The organism is Streptococcus sp. HSISS2 (genome assembly GCF_000448665.1).
Classification (GTDB): domain Bacteria; phylum Bacillota; class Bacilli; order Lactobacillales; family Streptococcaceae; genus Streptococcus; species Streptococcus raffinosi.
Window position 1 is genome coordinate 1,100,492 of sequence record NZ_CM002133.1, and the last position, 23,464, is coordinate 1,123,955.

Sequence of the window (23,464 nt, forward strand, 5' to 3'; positions counted from 1 at the left end):
ATCTTTGACCATATCCATATCAGTGACATCCAGTGCAAAGGTCCAAACTTTTTGATTGGGATAGGTCGCTTCAAATTCTGCTTTTAGAGCTTGAAGACGCTCTACACGGCGCCCTGTCAAGATCAGGTTATCCCCTCTCTGGCAAAAGCACGCGCCGTTGCTTCGCCAATGCCTGATGTTGCTCCTGTAATTAGTACATTTCTATGCATCATATTCTCCATTTCTATCACTCTAAACCTCTAATCGTGATTCCTTAACTCGCTTAACTTCTTAATGAAATCAGGAAGCTCTAGCTTGGGCAGGGTAGATTTTTATTTCCTGACTTCCAAAATATCCAGAGTAACTGGTTGAAACCGTCTTGCAAGACCTTCTTTTGTTTGTCCGAGAGATTGCCAAATTCTTGTAGCATCTGACCTATCTGTGGCAAGGCTTGGATGCCAATATCATCGAGGCTTTCAATACCTGAATCAAGGATGGTATCAAAAACCAAATCGCAAACTTGCTTGAGTTCTTGATTGGGCAAGGTCTCAATCCACTCTTGGAAGGTTTCTTCCAAACGTTGACTCAACTCTGTTGGCTGGTCCACATAAGCAAAATCATTTGCCACTAAATCAACCTCCCAAGTCAAGGCGTTATGTTGCGCAAATCCAATGCCTTCTGCTGCGACTAGCTGGGCAGGCCTATCCCAATAGAGCATAACCCCCACGACAGAATCTTGAGGTCTAATAACTGTCATCCTGGCTTTTAACTCTTGGTAAGAAGGCTTCTCTAAAAGCGACTTCATCAAGCCTGGTGAATCCAGGAGCAAGAGCTCTGCGATTTTCTCACGTAAGGAAGTCGAACTTTGAACAGCTGAATAGAGGGCAAGATTCCCACCCTTGGAGTGGCCAGAAACAGTGATACGTCCACTGAGATTCGGCAAGTGGTCCTCCAGAAAAGTCATGGCTGAGCGATGGGCAGGAATTTCCCGACTATAGGTCAGCTGAAAATCCTCCTTCCATCCAATGACACTATCATCCGTCCCACGAAAGACAAGCTGATGGTAGTCCAGTTCAGACAGGCTGAAAATCATGGCCGCAAACTGTTTTTCCACCTCCTTGTCCAAGACACTACGGTAGTTACTGAGACTCAGACTGGCAAAACGCCTAGACCTGACCATAGCCTCTGCAAGTTCCACCCGCTCCTTGGTCACCATAAAGGAATAATCTGGATTTAACTCCTTACCCTCAGCGAAGTCATGTAAATTGATGGGTTTCTTTAAGTCACTGGCTGTGAGCCATTTTTCATAGGTCAGGTAGCCGATTTCGTTGATACAAACCTTATCCAAGATATTCAGAGGTTCTTGGTCAAATGTTAGATTCTCAACCTTTTCAAGATAATCGATGAGATGGGCCATAAATACTCCTTAAAGTCTTTCTTACTTTGATTTTACTAGAATTTTCACTAAATTGTTAGTGAAAAATGTGATATGATAAGAGAGATTATTTATTAGGAAAAGGAAGCTTATGACTATTTCTCGTTTTTACCGTATCTTACTAGCCCTTTGTGGTCTGGTTGGGGTCTCTATTCAAATCCATGATGATGGTTGGGGCATGCTGCTCTACTATACTGTTTTGTCCAATATCCTGGTTTTCTCTAGTTTGATTTTCTTTATCATCTACGATTTCAACAAAGGGGATGCAACAACCAACATTAAACTCTTGCGTTACAAGGGTGGTGTCACTATGGCCATCTTAATCACAGGTGTTATTTATCATTTTCTATTGGCCCCTAGTACCAAGCCGAAAGACTTTTGGACGGTTCGTAACCTTTTGGTCCACTACATTGTTCCCTGGGGATTGGTGCTTGATACCCTCGTTTTTGATGCCCGAAAGGCTTACCGTCTGCGTGAGCCCCTTTACTGGTCTTTAGCACCCTTGGCCTACTTTGCCTTTGCCCTTCTCAATGGATTAGTCTTAAAATTGCCTATTCCACACGCAAAAAATAGTCCCTTCGCCTACTTTTTTATCAATGTCAACAAGTTGGGCTGGAACAAGGTTTTGCTTAATGTCCTCCTAATTAGTGCTGGCTACATTGCTGTGGGCTATCTCATCTATTTCTTAAAACGATTTATCGGATGCAAGGCCGACTGATAGACAAAGGCCATTTCTCTTAGCAAATCTCAGAATTGAAATTCAAAACGCTCGAAGTCATTGATTTCAAGCGTTTTTAGCACGATAAAAAGTCACTTTGGGCCTTCAATAGTGTAAGCCTATTCTTCCCACAAAAACACATGAAAGCTATAGACCTAGTGCTTCAAAAGGTCAAAACATTGCCTTTTGTCATGAAAGAGGCTATCATGACAGTATGAACGATTTAACAACACTACTGAACTACTTGCCCTATAAACTAGCCGCCTACGATGCTAAAGGAAACTTTCTTTATGACAATGGTGGCGCTGACGGTAGTTTCTTCCCCCGTGAGGCTGAAAATCTGCCTGATTGGATCATGTCTGAAGTTCTAGCTTCTCCCACCAAAACCATTAGTTATCCCATTCCGACAGATAGTTTTGAGCAAATCCTCATCCAGACTTATCAAGCTTCAACAGACCAAGAAGGACAGGTCTTAGGATTTTGGGAGACGATTTTTGATTTGAAGCAACCTCTACAGACCTATCTGGATAGCTCTGCTCAAGCGCTAGTAGTCTGGTCAGATGCCACTAGCGGCGCCAGTTTTAAGGAAGAAGCTGACAAATAAGGCTAAAAATCCGTCTTAAATAAATGAAATATTCACTTAATTCATAACTAAATCCCTAGGGATACCTTCATCAAATCAGTGAGAACTAGCGGTACTAAAGCTTTTTAAAAATCAGTTACTTTAATATAAGTCACAGAATTTATAAGCCGACTATTTTGCATTTTTACGCTATTTAAGGTAGAATGGGAAGTAATGAGAAAAAGAATTAAACCGATCGTTGTTTACGTGGTTCTAGCTCTTTTAGGATTAGCATTAGTTATTGCAAACATTCACAATACGTCCAAACAGCAGGCGCATCTCGAGAACGTGAAATCGGCTATTCCTTCTGCTACAGCGCCCAAAACAACAACCAGTCCATCTAGTAGCTCTAATGAGAAGCTCGTGCTTAATCCCATTATTGACCTTTCGGGTTGGCAACTACCTCAGGATATCGACTACGATGTCTTGTCAAATCATATTTCTGGTGCTATTATCCGCGTCTTCGGTGGATCACAGATTAGCAAGGATAGCAATGCCGCCAGCTCAAATGGGGTTGACAAATCTTTTAAAACACATATCAAAGAACTCAAAAAACGTGACGTTCCAGTCGCCGTCTATTCCTACGCACAAGGTACTTCTGTAAAGGAGATGAAGGAAGAAGCTCGTATTTTCTACAAAAATGCTTCTCCATACAAACCTACCTATTACTGGATTGACGTTGAAGAGGAAACCATGTCTAACATGGATGAAGGTGTCCAGGCCTTTCGAGCCGAACTCAAACGTCTTGGAGCTGAAAATGTTGGTCTTTACATTGGTGCTTATTTCATGCTTGAGCAAGAAGTTTCCACTAAAAACTTCGACGCCGTATGGATTCCAGCCTACGGTACCGATTCGGGCTACTATGAGGCCCTGCCAAATACTGAGATTGACTATGACCTTCACCAGTACACGTCTCAAGGAAGCCTTCCTGGTTTCGACAATATCCTAGATCTTAACCAAATCAATCCTGATAAAAACAAACGTAAAACCTTTGAAAAACTTTTTGGTAAGATTAAGAAAAATCAACTAAAAACAAGACCACTAAATCGTCAAGTTCAACTAGCTCAGCTACTGTAACCAGCTCCTCTAGTTCCTCAAGGATGTCTAGTAGTCAGTAGAAATCAGTGTCTCGGACACTGGTTTTTTTCTTTTCAAAATTGGCTTAGGCGTGTCAAGTCGAATGTGTTATAATGAATGGTAGAAATGCACAATTTTAGAAGGAGACATAATAATGGCAAAGAAAAGCAAAGTCAAGAAGACCTTGGTTGACCAAATTCTTGATAAGGCTAAAATTGACCATGACAGCTTAGCCTTCAATGGGTTAGAAGGTGAGCTTCCAGAGGATGTGGCACGTGAGAGCATTTATAAAACTCTCGCCCTCAACGGTGATAAGACGGGACCCGTCATTGGTATCGTTCCTATCACTGAACATCTATCTGAAAAAAACTAGCTAAGATTTCAGGGAACAAGAAAGTTCATATGATTCCACAAAAGGATCTCCAAAAAACGACAGGTTATGTACATGGAGCTAACAATCCTGTGGGCATTCGTCAAAAACACAATTTTCCTATCTACATTGATCAATCGGCACGAGAAGCTGGTTTTCTCATTGTTTCAGCAGGAGAAATTGGGCGTTCTATCCGTATCAATAGTCAGGCCCTTGCTGATTTTGTCAAAGCTGAATTCGCTGATATTAAGGAGTAATTATGAAACTATATTTCGTTCGTCATGGTAAAACTGAATGGAACTTAGAAGGACGTCTTCAAGGTGCCAAAGGGGATTCGCCTCTACTTGAAGAATCAATTGAACAAGTACGTGAGCTCGGTCGCTATCTCAGTGACACACATTTTGACCTAGTCTTTTCAAGTGATCTGCCACGCGCTAAAAAACAACGGAACTCATTATTGAGTCTCAAAAAAGTAAGGTTGAGGTTACCTATACAAAGGCACTGCGTGAATGGAACTTGGGTAAACTCGAAGGCCAAAAGATTTCATTAGTCCAATCAATTTATCCACAAGAAATGCACGCTTTTCGCAATAACCTAGCCAAATTCCGTGCTAAAGATTTCCATGCAGAGTCTGTTTATAGCACCACTCAACGTGTCGCCCAATTAATCAAAACACTTAAAGATAGTGATGCTAAAAACGTTCTCCTCGTTGGGCACGGAGCTAATTTAACAGCTTCGATTCGTAGCCTTTTGGGATTTGAGCCAGGTCTGCTCCGTAAGGCTGGTGGTCTCGACAACGCATCGGTCACTATTCTTGAAACAGAAGATTGCGAACATTTCACTCTCAAACGTTGGAATGACACATCTTACATGGATAAAGAAAACAAAATCAGCTAAATCATCGTCTAACAAGATAAAGCAAGCGATTCTTTTCAAGGTCGCTTTTTTAGTATTCAAAAAGCCCCTAAAAAACACTTTAAGGGCAATACCTTACTAATCTATAGGGCTAGGTTCCTCTGGTAGGCGATCAAGCTCAACACCAAAACTGCGAGCCAAATCGTCTAATTCCTTTTCAAAAACATCTAATTCCTGTGAGACCAGTTCAAACTGTCCTTGAGACAGTATCCGTTTAAACCGTAGACCACGACTTAAGACAAATTCCATGTCTATCTTGAGATCCCCAGAAACATGCTCCCAATAATTATTAGCAAATTCTCTTTGCTTTTCTTCAGCCTTGAGGTGATCCGCCAATGCATAAAATGAATCCCAGGCAACACTTTTCATCTGTTCTGCATCTCTAACACCTTCAAAGAGATCATCACGTTTAGCTTTAAGTGCTTCTACCTCTTTTTCCAGGGCATCACGCTCAGCACTTAGTGCTTCAATATCCTGTCTCAGGCTGTTTTTTTCTGTCATTTTCAATCTCCTTCTATCACTCTTTAGACAATAAAACGGCCATTCAAGACCGTTCTATTTATTTGCCATATTTCATACGAATAATTTTTTCTTGATTGGCATCCAAACGAAGAAGGATAACCACCTTATCAATACTCATATTACTCTCAAGAAGACGCTCAGCTGCCATCATGAGACCATTATTGATGCCCAATTGCAGAACCGGATTTTCTTTATCGTTAATATCAAAGATATATTTGTTATTAGGAAGGTCGAAAAGTACCTTGACAGCTCCGAAAAGTTGCTCGAAATTATCGATTTCCAAATCAAAAACTGGTTTAGTCCCTGGTTTAAGGCTGCGGCCACGGTGGTTAAACCACATCGAATGCCAACCACCATTGAAGGCTCCCATGACATCATTGTCATAAGAATCTCCGACATATAATGTTGTTGACGGATTCATGTCAAACTGTTCAGCCGCAAGATTAAAGATTTCCTTCTCTGGTTTTTGGAAGCCAGTCGCCTGACTAACAATAACACGCTTAGGATCTACATAATCGTAAAGTCCCAACTTTTTAACCTTCTTAAGCTGGTGCTCTGTTGGGCCATTGGTAATAATGCCCATTGGAACCTTCTTTTCCTTGAGGAAATCAAGGGTCATGCGCATCTCATCAAGCATGGTAATATTTTCCAACTCCTGCTCATAAACTTCTTGGAAATAATTGCCCGTTGCTTCATCAATTTCACGGTAACCAAACTCCAAAAGTGTCTCTTTACAGCGCCAAAAACGGAAATACTCGGTTGTCCACTCACCGGCCATTACACGTGGAAAACCAACGTCAGAATAGTGGCGGAAACGAATGTAGGCCTGATTTATGTGTGCCATATCAAAGTCAGGGAAGCATTTTCCCATGGCAATACGATAAGGCGCCTGCTGATCATAAATAGTATCGTCAACGTCAAAAACAATAGAAGTAATCATCTGTCCATTCTTTCTTGAATCAATTCTCTTCTCCAGGGACTTAAACACATTAGTAAGTACACTGACTGACAGAAAAAGTAGCCAGCCTTATAACTGTTTCTCAGCCCGGCAAAAGTTAGCTTTAGGTCAACTGTCCATAGCCAGTCCTGCCTGTCTTATTTGACCTGCATGCAACTGCCCAAACAGCCTTATTATATCGTTTTTACTCTATTTTTTCAATTTTCCACTTCACTTCTTTTAGGTAATCTCGTTTATTTTCTAAGGGTGTTAAGGCATTAAAAAAGGTTTGGAATACCAGATTCCAAACCTTCAAGCATTTTGAACGAATCTAATGCTTATTGAATTTCTTTAAAGGTCATTTTTGTTTAACTTCGCCTTGACCGCCTTTAGCAATTTGGTAGAAAAAGTCTTTTGATGTGAAGTGGTCACCATAAGCAAAGACCTTGTTGTATTGCCATTGTGACACTTGATCATTTTCTTTTTACCAAGGGTAAGCGTTGTTTTCGTTACGCTGTATTCCCATTTAGCTGATTGATCATTGTAGGCCTTGTCAAAATCGCCTTGACTTTTAGCGGCATTAAGAACAGTTGTACGGTCCTGACCGACAATCGCCTTGTTACCACCTTCTTGGAAGGCAACATACATGACACGGTTATTGACCTCACCGTTAAGTGAGCTTGAGTATTGATAAACCTTACCAGGTACAACACTATCTAAATGGTGTGTGCCCCAATAATAGAAAGCACCGAAACCAGTACCCGTAATCACAAGGCAGGCAAGAATCACACTAATAATGATATTTCTCTTTGACATGCTTAGCCCCTCTCTAGTTATCACCATTTAGGTCATCAAAAGTTGCATCTGAGTCTGAATCACTATGACTTGAAGAATTTGATGAATGGTCGTCGCTTGAAGAGCTTGAGCTCATGCGTGATTCTGTTTGAGAATCATCATTTGAAGAATCCTTAGATTCAGATGATTTTTCAGAGCTTGATGATGAGCTTTCTTTTTCTTTGTAAACGTCAATGTTGAAGGTCCATTTATCGCCTTGGTAAGTTACCTTAATTTGCGCATATTTTGCCTTGATTAAATCTGACATCTTGCTGTCTCTGTTAAGAGCGTCATAGATTTTTCTGCAAGAGCCTTGGCATTAGATTCAGTTTTGGCACCATCTTTTGGTCCATCAACGATATCTTCTGCCTTAGGTGTTTCACCTTGACGGTAGAGAGCTGTGCTTTCAGTATCTTTCTTAGCTTCAGTGTTGCCACCTGCTGTATCAGTCACATGTGAGAAGAAAGACCATGCTGGGCTACCTGAGCGTTTTTGTTGATAAACTTGTTCGAATTCGCTTTGAACCTTGTCTTGGAAAGCATCATCAGACAATTCTTTTTCCTTAGAGCTTTCTGTACTTGGTTTGCTTTCACTACTGCTTGCTGTTGAGCTTGAAGTAGAAGATGATGATCCACTTGTTGAACTTGATGAGCTTGATGAAGCATCTTTAGATTTCTTAGATTCTGATGATGATGAAGATGACTCCTTGCTATCTTTAGAATCTTTAGTATCTTTAGAATCTTTGGTATCTTTGGTATCTTTGTCACCTGAGTTATTGTTAGTGTTTGAGAATGAAAGACTATTGTCAGAATTATCTGGTGCATAGATAACTGTAGTCTTAGAGTGGTCATCAGATACAAATGTCGTATTTTTGATGACAACACGGTTGTGGTCTCCATAGTAGTTGTTGATAACTACTTTAGAGTTTGCACAACGATGACCGCTACCAGTCACATGGTAATCAGTTGGTACTTGACCATCACGATTCAAGATAAGAACATCACCTGCATAGATAAGGTCAATATTCTGAATATTGTTATCGTAAGCTAATTTTTCAACTGAAATACCAGTAGCTTGAGAGATTCCCCACAAAGTATCCCCCCATTGAATGACGTATTGTTGACCATTCAATTGTTTTGGATTGATATTTTGAGTTGTCAAATTATTTGTAATTTGTTCAGGTGTGCTGGCAATCCAGTTTGTAATGTCCGCAGCATGAGCACTCGTTTGATTTTGATAAAAGCTATCTGCCAAAACAGATACCGTTGGCATCCCAATAGGTGCTAGTAAAGCACCAAACATAAGGGCCTTACCAACATAATTTTTCTTTTTCATCGTATATCCTCCTTATTAAATACGAAACTTACCATGATATTGTACACCTGACTTATTATATTTGTCAATAAATTCTGTAACTTTCTAATCAAAGATTAATGCTATCTCTCTATTTTTTCTAAAAATAGAGAATTTTCCCTCTGACATTCAACCATTTCTCCTATCTTTAGAGGGCTATTTATGATACAATGGTAACGACTATTTTATGGAGGACTAACATGTCAAATCAACACATGGAAGAATTAAACGATCAACAAATTGTCCGTCGTGAGAAAATGGCGGCCTTGGCTGAACAAGGAATTGATCCTTTTGGTAAACGATTCGAACGCACAGCTACATCTGGTCAATTAAAAGACAAATACGCTGATAAAACAAAAGAAGAATTGCATGAAATCAACGATACTGCTACTATCGCAGGTCGTTTGATGACAAAACGTGGTAAAGGTAAAGTTGGCTTTGCCCACATCCAAGACCGTGATGGTCAAATCCAAATCTACGTACGTAAAGATGCGGTTGGTGACGAAAACTACCAAATCTTCAAAAAAGCAGACCTTGGTGACTTCCTCGGTATTGAAGGTGAAGTCATGCGTACAGATATGGGAGAACTTTCTATTAAAGCTACCCACATCACACACTTGTCTAAAGCCCTTCGTCCATTGCCTGAAAAATTCCACGGACTTTCAGATGTTGAAACCATCTACCGTAAACGTTACCTTGATTTAATTTCTAACCGTGACAGCTTTGACCGCTTTGTGACACGCTCAAAAATCATTTCTGAAATCCGTCGTTACCTTGATGCCCAAGGTTTCCTTGAAGTCGAAACACCTGTTCTTCACAATGAAGCTGGTGGTGCTGCTGCTAAACCATTTATCACTCACCACAACGCTCAAGATATTGACATGGTGCTTCGTATCGCAACTGAGCTCCACCTCAAACGCCTCATCGTTGGTGGTATGGAACGTGTTTACGAAATTGGACGTATCTTCCGTAACGAAGGTATGGATGCTACTCACAACCCTGAGTTTACATCTATCGAAGTTTACCAAGCTTACGCTGACTTCCACGATATCATGAACTTGACTGAAGGTATCATCCAACACGCTACTAAAGCCGTTAAGGGTGACGGACCTATCAACTACCAAGGAACTGAAATCAAGATCAACGAACCATTCAAACGTATCCACATGGTTGACGCTATCAAGGAAATCACTGGTGTTGACTTCTGGCAAGACATGACTTTGGACGAAGCCAAAGCTATCGCTGCTGAAAAGAATGTTCCAGTTGAAAAACACTACACTGAAGTTGGTCACATCATCAACGCCTTCTTTGAAGAATTCGTTGAAGAAACCTTGATTCAACCAACATTCGTTTACGGTCACCCAGTTGCTGTGTCTCCATTGGCTAAGAAAAACCCAGAAGACCCACGCTTCACTGACCGTTTCGAACTCTTCATTATGACAAAAGAGTACGGAAATGCCTTCACCGAATTGAACGACCCAATTGATCAATTGTCACGTTTCGAAGCACAAGCTGCTGCTAAAGAACTCGGTGACGACGAAGCAACAGGTATCGACTACGACTACGTTGAAGCCCTCGAATACGGTATGCCACCAACAGGTGGACTCGGAATCGGTATCGACCGTCTCTGCATGCTTCTCACTGACACAACAACCATCCGTGATGTCTTGTTGTTCCCAACGATGAAATAAAAAGTGATATCCCATTAGTCAAATAATGGGATATTTTTATATGAGGTATAAACGTGTTCAAAAAATTACAGTCCCTATTTAAGAAAAAATCAAGTGTGGGTGAACAGGCTGATACAAAAATAGAAGAAAGCCAAGTAGACTTTCCCATAGACCGCACAGATTATTTCTTCGATCACGCACTTGTATTTTATTGTGAAGAAAACGATATCCCTTCAGAAAAACTAAGCCAATCAGATATGCAAGAGATTAGTAAAAGAGCTGCTTTTCATCTCAGTATCTTCGTCGCCTGGCTAGCAAAACATGATTTTCTTAATCCCCAAAGTGATGGATTTAACCTTGAGGATGCACAAAAACTCAAGAATGAAAAGATTACAGGTACAGACTATCTCTTTAAACATCTTGATGAAAAACTCTATTCAACTGACATTAGTGACATACTCCTCCCCTTCATCTCTGATTTTTATGAAGATTATATGGATTTTTGCTATACAGTCTTGGTTGATGATGTTGCGAAAACTGAATTTGACTGGAAAATCAATCACTTGGTTGAAGATGATATTAACGAGATGTTCAGTCAATATAGCGCTCTCATCAGATAATATTTAAAAACGCTTCTCTCAACTCGAGAGAAGCATTTTCTTATGTCCAAAATTTTGCTTTTGATACCCAAACTGATTGACATGTAAGGAGTGCTACTTCATAGATAGCGTATTGTTTAGCAGGATAAACCATACTTTGTTTTCTTTGTACTAAAGAGACTTCCAGAGACCAATGTAATCTCCTGTTAATCCAGGATCTTCAAGGTGCTCTATCTAGTTCGATAGCAAATTATCTAGTTAATTTTTCTCCCTCATCCATTAAATACTCTACTTTTATAGTTGAGTATAAAAAGCCAATGCTAAAAAGTCAGATTTGACATAAATGACAGATAAGCCAACACCTTGCAAAATCTTGCACATCTTTCTCATAGTGTTATAATTAGGTTGTCTTGATGAGTGGTAATAGTGACGCTTCCATTCAGATAAGACTTAGAAAGAGGTGCTTATGACATCTTTAAAAAAGGTTTCACTTTCTGAAGTGAACCAATCAATTGATACACCAAATAATAACCGTTTTTGGCAAAATCTCAAGGCTTTCTTAGGGCCTGGGGCACTAGTGGCTGTGGGATACATGGATCCCGGAAACTGGATTACCAGTGTTGTTGGTGGTGCAACCTACAAGTACAGTTTGCTTTTCATTATCTTAATTTCCTCTTTGATTGCCATGCAGTTGCAACAAATGTCTGGGAAATTAGGGATTGTAACCCAGATGGACTTGGCGCAAGCTACTGCCTTTCACTCGCCAAAATGGTTGCGATACACGCTTTGGGTTATCTTGGAGTTAGCCTTGATGGCGACGGACTTGGCTGAGGTGCTTGGTTCTGCCATCGCCTTAAACCTTCTCTTTGGTATCCCAATCATGATTGCCATTCTGGCAACTGTCCTAGACGTCTTCCTGCTACTACTCATCATGAAGCTAGGTTTCAAGAAAATCGAAGCGATTGTTTCTACCTTAATTTTGACAATCTTGATTATCTTTGTTTATCTAGTGGCCTTGTCAGAGCCTAGTATAACAGGAATTCTCAAGGGATATCTCCCTACGCCAACGCTCTTCGAGCCACACGCTCCTGGACATACCAACCAGTTGACCTTGGCACTTGGGATTGTCGGGGCAACGGTTATGCCTCACAACCTCTACTTACATTCATCCATATCTCAGATACGTAAGGTAGACCACACTGATGGAAAAGATGTAACCAAGGCTGTGCGCTTCATGACTTGGGATTCTAATATTCAGTTGAGTTTGGCCTTTGTGGTGAACTCCCTCCTCTTGATTTTGGGGGCGGCTCTCTTCTATGGTCATGCTTCTGATATTTCGGCATTTTCACAAATGTACGATGCCCTTCAAGACTCTAAGATTGCCGGTGCGGTAGCTAGTTCGACACTTTCAACACTCTTTGCCTTGGCGCTCTTGGCTAGTGGTCAAAACTCTACTATCACCGGAACCTTGACAGGTCAGATTGTTATGGAAGGTTTCCTTCATATGAGGTTGCCTCAGTGGGTGATACGTTTGTTCACACGTCTTTTCGCCCTCCTACCTGTCATCATCGTAGCCATTCTTTACGGTGATCAAGAAAAGATTTTGGATCAACTTTTGGTTTACTCTCAGGTTTTCCTTTCACTTGCCTTGCCATTCTCTATTTTCCCTCTGATTTACTATACTTCTAAAAAATCACTCATGGGAAAACACGTCAATGCCAAGTGGAATACTTTGCTTGGCTATGCCATCGCTATTATCCTAACCATTCTTAATCTCAAACTTATCTTTGATACGTTTTAAACACAAAAATAAGGCCAGCTCTTCTGCTGACCTTATTTCTTATTTTTGAAGGCATCAACTAGAACTTGGAATTCTTCGTTGCTAAGGGTTATACCTTTTCCCATCTTGGTGTGGTCTGGACTCCAGCTACGGATGTCATACTTGGCTGGTGCTCCGTTAAAGCTCACACGGTTAAGTTCCTTGGTCCAACCTTTGTCGTTCTCCGACAAGACCAAGAGTTTTTCTTCAATTTCAAATGAAAATTCTGCCATTTTGTACCTCCACTAGGTTTATTCGTTTTTTCTGTGAAAATGGTGCGATTTTGACTAACTTATCCACAAAATTTCACCTTTCATGCTATAATTATTTTAACAAGAAACGAGGGAAATGACCATGATAAACTTTTTAGAAGCGGTAAAGCATCAGCTTCATCAGTTTGTGGAAACAGGTCACAGCAAACCTGTCCACCTACTGCAGAATCAGCTTATTAATGATATCTACGATGCTATTGATAATAAACAGATGGTCATGCTGACGTCTAACCAAAAGATTTATAAAGGGTACATCAATCGTTATGACAGGGAACGACAAGCACTCTTCATCGAACAAGATAAGGTTATCAGCATGATTGAACTAAAAGACATTAAACGTCTCAAAATCATACCACAACGAAGTTAACGAAATAGTTAACTTCGTTTTATTTTTCAGTTGACTAAAAATATACTACTTGCTATAATAAGTTAACTGTTGTATGAATGGAGGTTAACTAAAAATGTCAAAGAATCGTACACTTTATATCATTATTCCAGCCTTTGGAGCTGCTATCATTGCTGCCCTATCACAAATCATCATTCCGATAGGAGCGGTGCCCATCACCTTACAGACCTTTGCTGTAGGACTGGTGGCTGCCATTTTTAAACCGAGGGAAGCTACTCTTGCTGCTCTCCTCTATCTTATTCTCGGTGCAATTGGTCTACCCGTTTTCGCAGGAGGTAGCGGTGGTTTTCAAACCTTCTTTAGTCCAATAGCTGGTTATATACTTGCCTATCCCCTTTTCGCCTTTATCACTTCTAAACTGACCAATGCTGATACACCCATTTGGAAAATCTTTTTGGCTTTTGTTTTAGGAGATGTCCCAGTATTTGTCGGTGGAATTCTCACCCTTCACTTCCTGGGAAATATGGGTTGGTCTACAGCCGTAGCTGTCGGTTTGACACCTTTTATCATTCCTGACCTGTTAAAAGGACTCATCGTCTCTTTGGTGACTAAGCCAGTCTTAAAAGCACTAAAAAATCATAGCTACTTTAACTAAAAAAGATTGAAGACTTTGTTCGTTGGAACAGAATCTTCAATCTTTTTATTTTGCAAAATAAATGTCATAGTGCTTTGAACAAGCTGGGTTAAAGGAGCTGTGACAATTGGGACAGGCTACTGCCTCTTGGTACTCCTCAATCGTCATTTCGTGCCTACAAACACCGCAAATAAGAACCTTGTCCTCCTTCAACTGACAAGGATAGGCTCTAAACTTGTGGTCCTCCAAGCTATCATGACACTGATAACAAGCATAATATTTTTGACACTGGAAACATTTTAAGGCAACAATATCAAGCTCTGTGTGATAATGCTGGCACCTGCTTTCATCATCTACTAAAAGACCGTTTATTTTTTCGTCATTAGGCACGAACAGTTTTACTTGAACCGTCTTTTTGGTAGAGGTTAATCAAACCTTCTTTGGTTGAACGAATCATATCACCAGGTTTAACTTCTTGTGGCACAGTGATAGTAAGAAGTTCCATAGGGTTTGGTGCACGGTCAATCTTATTGCCATTTGAATCGTGAAGGTCCTTGATGTCACACTCAAAATGACGGAAACCTGGTCCGTAGAATTCAACATGGTCACCTTCGAGGATAACGTTACGTTGACGGATTGTAGCTGTCATAGTTGCTGGGTCAAAGTCAACGACTTCACCAACAAATTTGTATTGTGGAATTTTACGACGAGCACCAAAGAGTTGCTCGTTTTCTGTTGGTGTCTTGTAGTAGAAACCAGTTGCCAATTCACGTTGGGCAACTTTCCAAAGCTCATCAATCAAATCATCTTTGATGGCGTAAAAGGCTTCTGCACTTTCCATGTAGGCGTCACAGGCAGCCTTGTAACAGTTGGCAACCGTCGAAACATAGTGGACAGATTTCATACGACCTTCGATTTTAAGGCTATCAACACCATTATCGATAAGGTCTGGGATGTTTTCAATCATACACATGTCAACGGCTGACATTGAGTATTCTTCAGGAACTTCACCATGAATACTCTTGCGCTCTTGACCGAATGGCATGTCGTAAAGGTCGTATTTCCAGCGGCATGACTGAGAGCAACCACCACGGTTGGCATCACGGTCTGACATATGGTTAGAAAGGGTACAGCGACCTGAGTATGAGATACACATAGCACCGTGGACAAAGGCTTCGATTTCAAGATCCGTGCGTTTACGGATTTCGGCCAATTCTTCCATAGTAACCTCACGTGCCAAAACAACACGGGTCAAGCCATACTGTTTCCAAAAATGGAAGGTTTCAACGTTTGTCGCAGATGCTTGCGTTGACAAATGGATATTGAGTCCTGGAGCGTAGGTTGAACAGATTTCAATCAAGGCTGGGTCAGATACGATAACGGCATCAAGTCCCATGTCACGCAATTCACGGAACCACTCACCAGCACCTTTTTCATTTCCTTCATGGGTAACCATGTTTGAAGCAACGTGCACATCAACACCACGAGCGTGAGCGTATTCGATACCTTCACGAAGTTCATCCATGGTAAAGTTTCCGGCACGGCTACGCAAACCATAGGCTTGTCCACCAACGAAAACAGCATCTGCGCCGTAATTTACAGCGACTTTTAATTTTTCCAAAGTCCCAGCAGGTACCAAAACCTCTGGGCGTTTTTTAGTTGTAGTCATAATTTCTCCAATTTGCAAGATTGTCGATTTTAGTTTTTAGAAGGCTCCTTCGTTCCCTGAAAATGGAAAACTCTCAAACGAAGGAGGAAGTATGTTTATTTTACACGGTCAGGTTCATAATCATAGAAACCTGTATCCAAACCACGGTTGGCTGGGTGTAATTTGTGAATAGCCTCATCAAAAAGGAAGGCTTGGTCTTGTGAAAATTCGCCAGCTTCAATGAGGTCACGAGCCTTCACAAAATACTCAGTAATTTTTACAAAGTTTTCACCCGGACAATAAACACCATCCAATTTCCAGTGGTCAAAGCCATGTTCGATGAGTTCTGAAAGCTTGGTCATCATATCCAGGTCATTGTTGGCAAAGATATGTGTTCCATGCAAGTCTTCATAAACTGAGTAGTGAGAATCTGGATCTCCAGGCTCAGAGAGGAAAAGGTCACGTTCTTTAGTAACAGATTCATCTGTTTTGATAAAGTTGTAATAGTTTTGAAGAAGCGGACGTTTGGAATGGTGAATGATACTTGCCCCATAGACCAAAACCTCAGCTGGAATTTGAAGATTTTCAGCCATGATGAAGAGTTCCGCAGACGGAATCTCACGAGCCAAAACTGCTTCAGAAGCTCCTGCTTGTTTGCCCCAGAAATTAATCTGACGGCTAGAGGTTACCATGGTTGAAGCATCATAAATCATTTTGAAGGGACGATTGTCACGGTTACAGATGTAGAAAACTCCCGCATCACCAACCGTAATATAATCTGCCTTGATTTCTTCAAGAAAATCAAGGTAGTCTGGAAGAGCATCCATCATACCTTGGTGCATGAGGGCATTAACTGCAACAGTTAATTCCTTACCTGACTCATGTACCAGCTCTGCAATCTTTCGCATTTCTGCGAATGAAAAAGGCTTTGGCAAACGAAGGCCGAAGGCTTTTTCGCCGATGTAAATACGATCTACGCCAAGTTCTAGGAGCTCACGTGCCTGCTCGTAGCTCTCAGCTGTCGCTGTAATCACTATTTTTTCCATAACTTACATTATAGCACAAATGACCTGATTATTTTAGAATTTTTAGTCCACTTACGTGTATTTAGATATTTATATTTAGTTTTATAATACTCAATTTTAGAGAAAATACAAAAAAACTTTGCAAGTCCAATTTTTTATGGTATTATTAATGAGATTCTAAATAGTAAAATACTGACCGAGTTATTTTGCCAACACTTAAAGTGTTTTAGGTATCTGATATAGAAAGGAGGCAGACATGGCTGACAACTTAAACCGTCAATTTGATCACATGGAAGATCTTGAGAGTGATAGCTCACAAATGACTAGTTATCAGGATTATCAAGGCTTAAACAATAATAGTATTAAGCTACAAGATATGATTTTCTTCGGACGTATCTCAAGCTTCTGTATTTCAACAGTCCTAGTTGCCTTCCTTTTCTTGGTAGCACAGGTGGCTTCCTTCTGGGCCTTTTTCTGGGCTATTACAATTAGTATCCTGGGACAGGTTGGCATTTACTTCCTTATCGAAAATTATAAAGCAAAAAAACGTTGATTTCGGGTCAACGTTTTTCTTGTCATTTCATTAGACAATACTGTCACTCAATGACAAATGTCTTTGAAGTCCTGACTAACATAGAAGTCCAGTTTAACTTTTCCAAGCACTAAAAAAAGCCCAGCGGGCTCTTTTTTAGTTTGCTTCTGATTCTGCTGCTGCTTCAGAAATATCTTTGATATCAATCACGATATCATCAACCATAGCTTGTGTTTTAGCCTCCACATCTGCTTGTTCAGGTGTCACTTGGGCTGTTTTTCTTTGATTAATTCAAAGCTATCTTTTGCAAATTCAGCAACTTGAGCTGTTTTTTCTTGAACGGCTTTTGTCAAATCATCTGCAGTGATATCACCATTTTCAAATTTTGTTTTGTAGTCTTGGAAGGTATCAACTGCCAAATCTTTGTAGTCGTTAGCTTTTTCCACCACTTGGTTTTGGTAAGCTTTAGGATCTTCTTTGAATGAGGCAATCTCCTCATCAATACGAGCCTTAACGGCTTTACCTTTTTCAGTAGTGAAGAAATAAGCTGCAGCAGCTCCAGAAGCTGCTCCAATAACTAGGGTATTTAGAAATTTACTCATGAAAAGACCTCCTTATTTTTCTTGTCTTTTTTACGAAATAGTTTTGAGGCTATCTTACCAACAGCGTAGGCTGAACCAGCTTTACCAACACTTGCACCTGCAGCGCTTGCCTTAGCACCAAGGTAACGGGCTTCAGTATTCAAATCAGAAACACTTTCAGAAAGCTCAGCTACTGCCACAAAGAGTGGATCGATGGTTTGAACTTTTTCGTTGACATCTTCGACCAAAACATTAGCTTTAGCCAAGATTTCATTAGTCTGATGAAGTGTGACATTAATATCTGTGCGTAGAACAGCAACCGTTTCTTCAACTTCTTTGACCACATGACGTGTACGAAGTAGTGTTGGAATCAATGCAACTAAGAAGGCTGCAAGAGCGATTGCGATAATAAGAAATGCAATTTCTGCCATTTTTTGGACTCCTTTTTACCTTTTAAAGAAAAACTGAATTAAATTTCCAGCTTCTTTTGACATTCGTTATGATAAATTTCATTATATTATAACAAAGTCTGAGTGGTATGACTAGTTTTTCATTTTATAATCTGCTTCGGGGCGTTGCTTGCGGAAATAGAGCAAGACTATTCCCAAGATAAGAATGGCGATGCTGACCCATTGGGAAACACGCAAGCCAGCGAACATGAGGCTATCCGTACGCATTCCCTCAATCACAAAACGTCCAATACCATACCAGATAAGATAGAATGAGGTCAAATCTCCCTGTCGTAGTCCCTTTTTAAAACGTCGCAGTCCCATAATAATAAGAAAGCCTAGTAAATTCCAAAGACTCTCGTAAAGGAAAGTGGGAACACGATAACTGCCTTCAATATACATCTGTTGACGAATCCATTCGGGAACATAGTTGAGATGACTAACTGCCTTCCCATAGGCTTCCTGATTAATAAAGTTTCCCCAACGTCCGATACTCTGAGCAATCATAACGCCAGGTACCGTAATATCCAAAAAGTCTAAAACAGCAATGGCATGGCGCTTAGCAAACCAATAAAGGACAGCCGCTCCGGCAATCAAACCTCCATAGATGGCAATCCCACCATTCCAAATAGCGAGAATTTCCGATGGATTTTGGCTGTAATAAGACCACTGGAAAATCACATAATAGAATCGTGCACCGATAATGGCTATTGGAAAAGCAAGGAGAATGAAATCTAAGATATTTTCAGGATCTATCCCTTTTTCGGGAGCCCAACGCTGGGCTAGATAAACAGCAAGTAAAAGACCAGATACAATACAGATAGCATACCAATGAATGCTGATGGGACCAAGCTTTAGGGCAATTGGATCAATAGTTGCTAACATCACTTTTCTCCGTTCTCACTAATGAGTTTTGTTAAGCGGTCTTCGAAGGTTTTAGTCGCATCAAATCCCATCTGTTTGGCACGATAGTTCATGGCTGCAGCTTCGATAACAATAGACACGTTACGACCGGTTTTAACTGGAATGCGAACGCATGGAATCTTAACCCCTTGCAATTCAATCTCTTCATTGCCATTTCCAAGTCGGTCAAAAATCTTACCTTTTTCAAAGTTTTCAAGATAGATAGCCAACTGAACCTGAGAAGAATTACGAACGGCACTTGCTCCGTAGAGGCTCATGACATCAATAATCCCAACACCACGGATTTCAAGGAGGTGGCGAAGAATCTCGGCTGGCTCACCCCAGAGGGTTTCTTCATCCTTAGCATAAACATCTACACGGTCATCGGCAACCAGACGGTGACCACGCTTAACCAACTCAAGCCCTGTCTCACTCTTACCGATACCAGAGTCACCTTGAATAAGTACGCCCATTCCGTAGATATCTACTAAGACACCATGAACACTGGTACGTTCAGCCAACTGTGCATTGAGGTACCAAGACATCTCACCAGAAAGTGTTGATGTTCCGTTATGGCCTTGGAGCACACAAACGCCATTTTCCTTGGCAGCTCGAAGCATTTCCTTAGGAATTTCAAGCCCACGTGCTACGATAATAGCTGGCGTTTCCTTTTGAACATAGTACTGAAGACTGAGTAACGATTATAGTCAGTCATAGTATTAAGGTAAGACCACTCCTTCATCCCAACCAATTGGATTCGTTCTGGCGAATAGTAGTCAAAATAACCCGTCATTTCTAACCCTGGACGAGAGATATCAGCGGTTGTAATTGGTTTTTCTAATAGCTCTTTGGTACCATAAATAACCTTGAGTTTAACCTTATCAACCAACATTTTAACGGTTACTGTCATGTGATTTCCTCCGATTTTTTACTAGTTTTATTGTAACATAAAAAGGCTTTCAATGCGGCCTTCAAACCAAAAAAGACCTATGATAGGCACCAAAGTCCTAGCACAGGCCACTTTATTTTAACTATAAATCTTACCAGTTCCACTCATCTTCAACGGGTTCAGCATTTTTGCGCTTGCGTCCATCTTTGAGTTTGATTTCAGGATAAATATCTTCTTTATAAGGGAGAAGAAAAGCTAAAACCACATACAAAACGATGCCAAACTGAGTCGATATCATGAGAATAACAGCCAAGACACGAGCCAAGGCCATATCCCAACCGAACTTGTCTGCCAAACCTGCAACAACACCGGCAACTAGTCTATTTTTTCGTGTCTTATAAAAACGATTTGACATGGTTTTTTTTCTCCCATCACTTCTTTGATTTAATTATATGATTTTTTTAGACTAAAAAAATCAGCCCTAGGACTGATTTAGAAAAATGAGCCTACCTCGGCATAGACCGCAGCCAAATTTCTGCGTATTGACACGGCGTTTGCGACGGTAAGTATGACCACAAGATTGACACTGATAGACATAATATGTTTCATTCTGACCTTGCATCTTGGGTGCATATCTAAGGCCATCAACCTTAGCTAGTAACTCCTTAAAATCTCTATCTCCATGCTTGTAGCCCTTCTTTTGAAAATAAAGGTGGTAATGACAGAGTTCGTGACGAACGATTTTTCGAAAGGTTTCAAGGCCGTGTTCCTCATAAAGTTTTGGGTTGAAATCTAAGTGGCCATCCTTGGGAAAAAATCGCCCTCCAGTGGTCCGGAGGCGCTTGTTCCACAAGGCCTGATGCTTAAATTTCCAGCCGAAATCTTCAATAGAAACGGTCTTGACATAATCAGTTAGATTCACGTGGATTCACCAAGGAAAGATTAAGCTTTTCATGTTCCAGATCAATTTTTGACACCCAGACAGTAACCAAGTCTCCGACAGAAACGACTTGACTTGGATGGTTAACAAAGTTCTTGCTCATCTCAGAAATGTGGATAAGGCCATCCTCATGGACACCGATATCCACAAAGGCACCAAAATCCACGACATTACGCACTGTTCCTTCGAGCTTTTGTCCTACAGACAAGTCTTTGAGCTCAAGAACATCCTGACGAAGCACCGGTGCTTCAAAATCGTCACGGAGGTCACGACCTGGTTTCAAAAGGTCAGCAATGATATCTTTAAGGGTTTCCTGACCAAGCCCTAGCTCTTCTGCTGTTTCTTTAAGAGTGAGGGCCTTCAATTTTGCCTTGGCAGAGTCGTCCAAATTTGTGATATTTAACTGCTTAAAGAGGGCTTTCACTGCTGGATAAGACTCTGGGTGGACTCCCGTATTATCCAAGATATTTTTTGCGTTTGGAATACGGAGGAAACCGGCTGCCTGTTCAAAGGCCTTAGCACCAAGACGTGGGACCTTCTTGATTTCGGCACGGGATGTAATCGCACCATTTTCCTCACGGTAGGCGACGATATTTTCAGAGATGGTCTTGTTGAGTCCTGAGACGTGTGACAAGAGGGTACTACTTGCCGTATTGACATTAACACCGACTTGGTTAACCACGGTATCAACGACGAAATCAAGATTTTCAGAGAGTTTCTTCTGACTAACATCATGCTGGTATTGGCCTACTCCAATTGATTTAGGGTCAATCTTAACCAACTCAGCTAATGGGTCTTGAAGACGACGAGCAATAGAAATGGCCGAACGTTTTCAACCGTCAAATCTGGAAACTCATGACGGGCCAACTCTGACGCAGAGTAGACAGAAGCACCACTTTCATTGACAATAACATAAGAAGTCTCTGGGAAATCCTTGAGGACTTCTGCCACAAAGGCTTCACTTTCTCGGCTGGCTGTTCCATTACCGATAGCAATAATCTCAATGGCATGCTTTTTAATGAGGTCAGCCAAGTCTTTCTTAGCTTGGGCAATCTTAGCCTGACTAGCTGGAGCTACTGGATAAATAACTTGCGTCGTAATGAGTTTTCCTGTTTGGTCAACCACGGCCAACTTAGCTCCTGTACGGAAGGCTGGGTCAAAACCAAGCACCATCTTGCCTTTCAGTGGTGACACTAGAAGAAGGTTTCGAAGATTGTCAGAGAAGAGATTAATAGCTCCATCTTCTGCGGCTTCAGTCAACTCACTACGGATACGGCGCTCCATGGCTGGAATGATTTTCTTCTTGAGAGATTGGTTGATGACTTCCTCGATATAATCATTTTTTGTTTGAAACGGGCACTGTAGAAACGGTGCATTTTCTCAAGATTATGCTTAAAGGCTACCTTGATAACGCCCAGTTTTTCACCACGGTTAAGGGCCAAAGTACGGTAACCTTGGAGCTTAGATACCTTATCCTCGAAATCGTAGTAAATCTTGAAGATTTCTTTTTCATCCAGAGATTGATCCTTGAGGGTCGATGTGATGTCACTGTTTTTCCAGATTTCATTGTAGGTCCAAGAACGAAGACTATTGTCCTCAGAAAAGGCCTCAACTAAAATATCCACAGCACCCACAAGTGCCTTGTCAGCCGTTGGAAAGGCCTCAGATGTTAGCTTTTCAGCTTCAGCTTGGAGGTTGGGACTATTTTGCAAGATAAGTCGAGCTAATGGGAAAAGGCCTGCTTCACGGGCAATGGTTGCCTTGGTACGGCGTTTTTCTTTATAGGGAAGGTAAAGTTCTTCCACATCCGCCAATTTTTCAGCGGCTTCGATGGCTGTTCTGAGTTGGTCAGTCAATTTGCCCTGAGCCTCAATCTTGGCCAGAACCGTTTCCTTGCGGTCCAAAAGAGCCGTCAAAGACTTGTCCATATCAATAATGGCCTTGATTTGCGTTTCATCAAGATTGCCTGTTTTTCCTTACGGTAACGGGCAATAAAGGGAATGGTATTGCCTTCTGCGGTCAATTCCAAAACGGTTTCAACTTGTTGTTTTTCAGGCCCAATTCCTGAGCCAATGTTTCAAAATTACGATTTTCCATAAACTCTATTATAACACGATAGGAGATTTGCTTGGGGAGAAAACCTTGTAGCTGAAGCGAGAATTTTTAAGCAAGAGGTAGTATAATAGAAGGGTAAACCTATTGTTTAGGGCTATTTCTCTTAGAAATAACGCCCTTAGTATCTTTTGTAACTGAACTTGGGCTATTTCTTGCGGAAAATAGATGCATCCTCCTAGAAGCAGAGCTTCTTCGTCTGATGCCCTAATTTTCTCTTAGAATTAACGCCCTTAGTATCTTTTGTAACTGAACTCGGGCTATTTCTTGCGGAAAATAGATA

Annotated in this window: 19 protein-coding genes and 9 pseudogenes; 11 read left to right on the forward strand and 17 right to left on the reverse strand. The window is 41.0% G+C overall.

Going from position 1 to position 23,464, the window contains the following annotated elements; genetic code table 11:
• Together HSISS2_RS11755 and HSISS2_RS04825 are read right to left on the reverse strand one after the other, a co-directional pair.
• Positions 1 to 209, reverse strand: a pseudogene (locus HSISS2_RS11755) (SDR family NAD(P)-dependent oxidoreductase); the annotation flags it as partial.
• Positions 210 to 239: 30 nt separating this feature from the next.
• A pseudogene (locus HSISS2_RS04825) lies at positions 240 to 1,396 on the reverse strand (Mbeg1-like protein).
• A 109-nt stretch (positions 1,397 to 1,505) separates the two neighbouring features.
• Between HSISS2_RS04825 and HSISS2_RS04830 the strand changes: the two are divergent.
• From HSISS2_RS04830 to HSISS2_RS04850, 5 genes and pseudogenes are all read left to right on the forward strand, one after another.
• On the forward strand, positions 1,506 to 2,132 hold the full coding sequence (locus HSISS2_RS04830) for a Pr6Pr family membrane protein (RefSeq protein WP_021145661.1): 627 nt from the start codon (positions 1,506 to 1,508) through the stop codon (positions 2,130 to 2,132).
• A 214-nt stretch (positions 2,133 to 2,346) separates the two neighbouring features.
• Positions 2,347 to 2,736: a hypothetical protein gene (locus HSISS2_RS04835; RefSeq protein ID WP_021145662.1), complete on the forward strand. Its 390-nt coding sequence runs from the start codon at positions 2,347 to 2,349 to the stop codon at positions 2,734 to 2,736.
• 192 nt (positions 2,737 to 2,928) lie between these two features.
• A complete protein-coding gene (locus HSISS2_RS04840) occupies positions 2,929 to 3,831 on the forward strand; it encodes a glycoside hydrolase family 25 protein (RefSeq protein ID WP_240472059.1) in 903 nt (300 codons plus the stop codon).
• Between the two features lie 154 nt (positions 3,832 to 3,985).
• Positions 3,986 to 4,458, forward strand: a pseudogene (locus HSISS2_RS04845) (aminoacyl-tRNA deacylase).
• Between the two features lie 2 nt (positions 4,459 to 4,460).
• Positions 4,461 to 5,098, forward strand: a pseudogene (locus HSISS2_RS04850) (histidine phosphatase family protein).
• A gap of 96 nt (positions 5,099 to 5,194) precedes the next feature.
• Here the strand turns inward: HSISS2_RS04850 and HSISS2_RS04855 are convergent.
• The 4 genes and pseudogenes from HSISS2_RS04855 to HSISS2_RS04870 all read right to left on the reverse strand — a co-directional run bounded on the left by HSISS2_RS04855 (position 5,195) and on the right by HSISS2_RS04870 (position 8,744).
• Positions 5,195 to 5,617 carry a hypothetical protein gene (locus tag HSISS2_RS04855; protein ID WP_021145667.1) on the reverse strand — a complete coding sequence of 141 codons (423 nt, stop codon included), beginning with the start codon at positions 5,615 to 5,617 and terminating at the stop codon, positions 5,195 to 5,197.
• Between the two features lie 58 nt (positions 5,618 to 5,675).
• Positions 5,676 to 6,578 (reverse strand): HAD family hydrolase, encoded by a 903-nt coding sequence (locus HSISS2_RS04860; RefSeq protein WP_021145668.1) that lies wholly within the window; start codon positions 6,576 to 6,578, stop codon positions 5,676 to 5,678.
• Between the two features lie 355 nt (positions 6,579 to 6,933).
• Positions 6,934 to 7,391: pseudogene (locus HSISS2_RS04865) on the reverse strand (hypothetical protein).
• Positions 7,392 to 7,404: 13 nt separating this feature from the next.
• Positions 7,405 to 8,744 (reverse strand): annotated as a pseudogene (locus tag HSISS2_RS04870) (LysM domain-containing protein).
• Positions 8,745 to 8,962: 218 nt separating this feature from the next.
• Between HSISS2_RS04870 and lysS the strand changes: the two are divergent.
• The 3 genes from lysS to HSISS2_RS04885 all read left to right on the forward strand — a co-directional run bounded on the left by lysS (position 8,963) and on the right by HSISS2_RS04885 (position 12,832).
• Complete coding sequence (lysS, locus tag HSISS2_RS04875) at positions 8,963 to 10,453, forward strand: lysine--tRNA ligase (protein WP_021145672.1); 1,491 nt, start codon at positions 8,963 to 8,965, stop codon at positions 10,451 to 10,453.
• Between the two features lie 95 nt (positions 10,454 to 10,548).
• Positions 10,549 to 11,052 carry a hypothetical protein gene (locus HSISS2_RS04880; protein WP_240472060.1) on the forward strand — a complete coding sequence of 168 codons (504 nt, stop codon included), beginning with the start codon at positions 10,549 to 10,551 and terminating at the stop codon, positions 11,050 to 11,052.
• A gap of 445 nt (positions 11,053 to 11,497) precedes the next feature.
• Positions 11,498 to 12,832, forward strand: coding sequence for an Nramp family divalent metal transporter (locus tag HSISS2_RS04885; protein WP_021145674.1), 1,335 nt, complete (start codon positions 11,498 to 11,500; stop codon positions 12,830 to 12,832).
• A gap of 32 nt (positions 12,833 to 12,864) precedes the next feature.
• On the opposite strand, the gene HSISS2_RS04890 is transcribed toward HSISS2_RS04885, so the two are convergent.
• Positions 12,865 to 13,083, reverse strand: a complete 219-nt coding sequence (locus HSISS2_RS04890) for a YdbC family protein (RefSeq protein WP_021145675.1) — start codon at positions 13,081 to 13,083, stop codon at positions 12,865 to 12,867.
• Positions 13,084 to 13,204: 121 nt separating this feature from the next.
• Between HSISS2_RS04890 and HSISS2_RS04895 the strand changes: the two genes are divergently transcribed.
• Both HSISS2_RS04895 and HSISS2_RS04900 read left to right on the forward strand, forming a co-directional pair.
• The gene (locus HSISS2_RS04895) at positions 13,205 to 13,489 is read left to right on the forward strand and encodes a hypothetical protein (RefSeq protein ID WP_037613096.1); all 285 of its coding nucleotides are present in this window, start codon (positions 13,205 to 13,207) and stop codon (positions 13,487 to 13,489) included.
• A 94-nt stretch (positions 13,490 to 13,583) separates the two neighbouring features.
• Positions 13,584 to 14,123, forward strand: coding sequence for a biotin transporter BioY (locus HSISS2_RS04900; protein WP_008534222.1), 540 nt, complete (start codon positions 13,584 to 13,586; stop codon positions 14,121 to 14,123).
• Between the two features lie 45 nt (positions 14,124 to 14,168).
• Here HSISS2_RS04900 and HSISS2_RS10865 read toward each other — a convergent pair whose 3' ends face one another.
• From HSISS2_RS10865 to HSISS2_RS04910, 3 genes are all read right to left on the reverse strand, one after another.
• Entirely contained in the window at positions 14,169 to 14,492 is a 324-nt protein-coding gene (locus HSISS2_RS10865) for a CHY zinc finger protein (RefSeq protein WP_021145676.1), read from the reverse strand.
• Positions 14,485 to 15,771 (reverse strand): U32 family peptidase, encoded by a 1,287-nt coding sequence (locus HSISS2_RS04905; RefSeq protein ID WP_021145677.1) that lies wholly within the window; start codon positions 15,769 to 15,771, stop codon positions 14,485 to 14,487. Before HSISS2_RS04905 ends, HSISS2_RS10865 begins: the two co-directional genes overlap by 8 nt.
• A 95-nt stretch (positions 15,772 to 15,866) precedes the next feature.
• Positions 15,867 to 16,796 (reverse strand): peptidase U32 family protein, encoded by a 930-nt coding sequence (locus HSISS2_RS04910; protein ID WP_008534219.1) that lies wholly within the window; start codon positions 16,794 to 16,796, stop codon positions 15,867 to 15,869.
• Positions 16,797 to 17,031: 235 nt separating this feature from the next.
• On the opposite strand from HSISS2_RS04910, the gene HSISS2_RS04915 reads away from it, so the two are divergent.
• Complete coding sequence (locus HSISS2_RS04915) at positions 17,032 to 17,328, forward strand: DUF3270 domain-containing protein (protein ID WP_008534218.1); 297 nt, start codon at positions 17,032 to 17,034, stop codon at positions 17,326 to 17,328.
• Between the two features lie 135 nt (positions 17,329 to 17,463).
• Here HSISS2_RS04915 and HSISS2_RS04920 read toward each other — a convergent pair.
• From HSISS2_RS04920 to HSISS2_RS04950, 7 genes and pseudogenes are all read right to left on the reverse strand, one after another.
• Positions 17,464 to 17,909 (reverse strand): annotated as a pseudogene (locus HSISS2_RS04920) (YtxH domain-containing protein).
• Entirely contained in the window at positions 17,906 to 18,319 is a 414-nt protein-coding gene (locus HSISS2_RS04925; protein WP_021145680.1) for a DUF948 domain-containing protein, read from the reverse strand. Before HSISS2_RS04925 ends, HSISS2_RS04920 begins: the two are co-directional and overlap by 4 nt.
• A 111-nt stretch (positions 18,320 to 18,430) precedes the next feature.
• Entirely contained in the window at positions 18,431 to 19,222 is a 792-nt protein-coding gene (gene lgt / locus HSISS2_RS04930) for a prolipoprotein diacylglyceryl transferase (RefSeq protein ID WP_021145681.1), read from the reverse strand.
• Positions 19,222 to 20,150 (reverse strand): annotated as a pseudogene (gene hprK / locus HSISS2_RS04935) (HPr(Ser) kinase/phosphatase). Before hprK ends, lgt begins: the two are co-directional and overlap by 1 nt.
• Positions 20,151 to 20,280: 130 nt before the next feature.
• Positions 20,281 to 20,544 carry a PspC domain-containing protein gene (locus HSISS2_RS04940; protein ID WP_021145684.1) on the reverse strand — a complete coding sequence of 88 codons (264 nt, stop codon included), beginning with the start codon at positions 20,542 to 20,544 and terminating at the stop codon, positions 20,281 to 20,283.
• Between the two features lie 66 nt (positions 20,545 to 20,610).
• On the reverse strand, positions 20,611 to 21,051 hold the full coding sequence (locus tag HSISS2_RS04945) for a SprT family protein (protein ID WP_021152080.1): 441 nt from the start codon (positions 21,049 to 21,051) through the stop codon (positions 20,611 to 20,613).
• Positions 21,038 to 23,166 (reverse strand): annotated as a pseudogene (locus HSISS2_RS04950) (Tex family protein). Before HSISS2_RS04950 ends, HSISS2_RS04945 begins: the two are co-directional and overlap by 14 nt.
• Positions 23,167 to 23,464: the final 298 nt, after the last annotated feature.

Bases quoted from the DNA above. Each gene is read 5' to 3' on its own strand.
- HSISS2_RS04900 (WP_008534222.1), top strand. From the start codon at position 13,584: ATGTCAAAGAATCGTACACTTTATATCATTATTCCAGCCTTTGGAGCT.
- HSISS2_RS04915 (WP_008534218.1), top strand. From the start codon at position 17,032: ATGGCTGACAACTTAAACCGTCAATTTGATCACATGGAAGATCTTGAG.
- HSISS2_RS04925 (WP_021145680.1), bottom strand. From the start codon at position 18,319: ATGGCAGAAATTGCATTTCTTATTATCGCAATCGCTCTTGCAGCCTTC.
- HSISS2_RS04885 (WP_021145674.1), top strand. From the start codon at position 11,498: ATGACATCTTTAAAAAAGGTTTCACTTTCTGAAGTGAACCAATCAATT.
- HSISS2_RS04840 (WP_240472059.1), top strand. From the start codon at position 2,929: ATGAGAAAAAGAATTAAACCGATCGTTGTTTACGTGGTTCTAGCTCTT.
- HSISS2_RS04835 (WP_021145662.1), top strand. From the start codon at position 2,347: ATGAACGATTTAACAACACTACTGAACTACTTGCCCTATAAACTAGCC.
- HSISS2_RS04940 (WP_021145684.1), bottom strand. From the start codon at position 20,544: ATGTCAAATCGTTTTTATAAGACACGAAAAAATAGACTAGTTGCCGGT.
- HSISS2_RS04895 (WP_037613096.1), top strand. From the start codon at position 13,205: ATGATAAACTTTTTAGAAGCGGTAAAGCATCAGCTTCATCAGTTTGTG.
- lgt (WP_021145681.1), bottom strand. From the start codon at position 19,222: ATGTTAGCAACTATTGATCCAATTGCCCTAAAGCTTGGTCCCATCAGC.
- HSISS2_RS04905 (WP_021145677.1), bottom strand. From the start codon at position 15,771: ATGACTACAACTAAAAAACGCCCAGAGGTTTTGGTACCTGCTGGGACT.
- lysS (WP_021145672.1), top strand. From the start codon at position 8,963: ATGTCAAATCAACACATGGAAGAATTAAACGATCAACAAATTGTCCGT.
- HSISS2_RS04910 (WP_008534219.1), bottom strand. From the start codon at position 16,796: ATGGAAAAAATAGTGATTACAGCGACAGCTGAGAGCTACGAGCAGGCA.
- HSISS2_RS04890 (WP_021145675.1), bottom strand. From the start codon at position 13,083: ATGGCAGAATTTTCATTTGAAATTGAAGAAAAACTCTTGGTCTTGTCG.
- HSISS2_RS04855 (WP_021145667.1), bottom strand. From the start codon at position 5,617: ATGACAGAAAAAAACAGCCTGAGACAGGATATTGAAGCACTAAGTGCT.
- HSISS2_RS04830 (WP_021145661.1), top strand. From the start codon at position 1,506: ATGACTATTTCTCGTTTTTACCGTATCTTACTAGCCCTTTGTGGTCTG.
- HSISS2_RS04860 (WP_021145668.1), bottom strand. From the start codon at position 6,578: ATGATTACTTCTATTGTTTTTGACGTTGACGATACTATTTATGATCAG.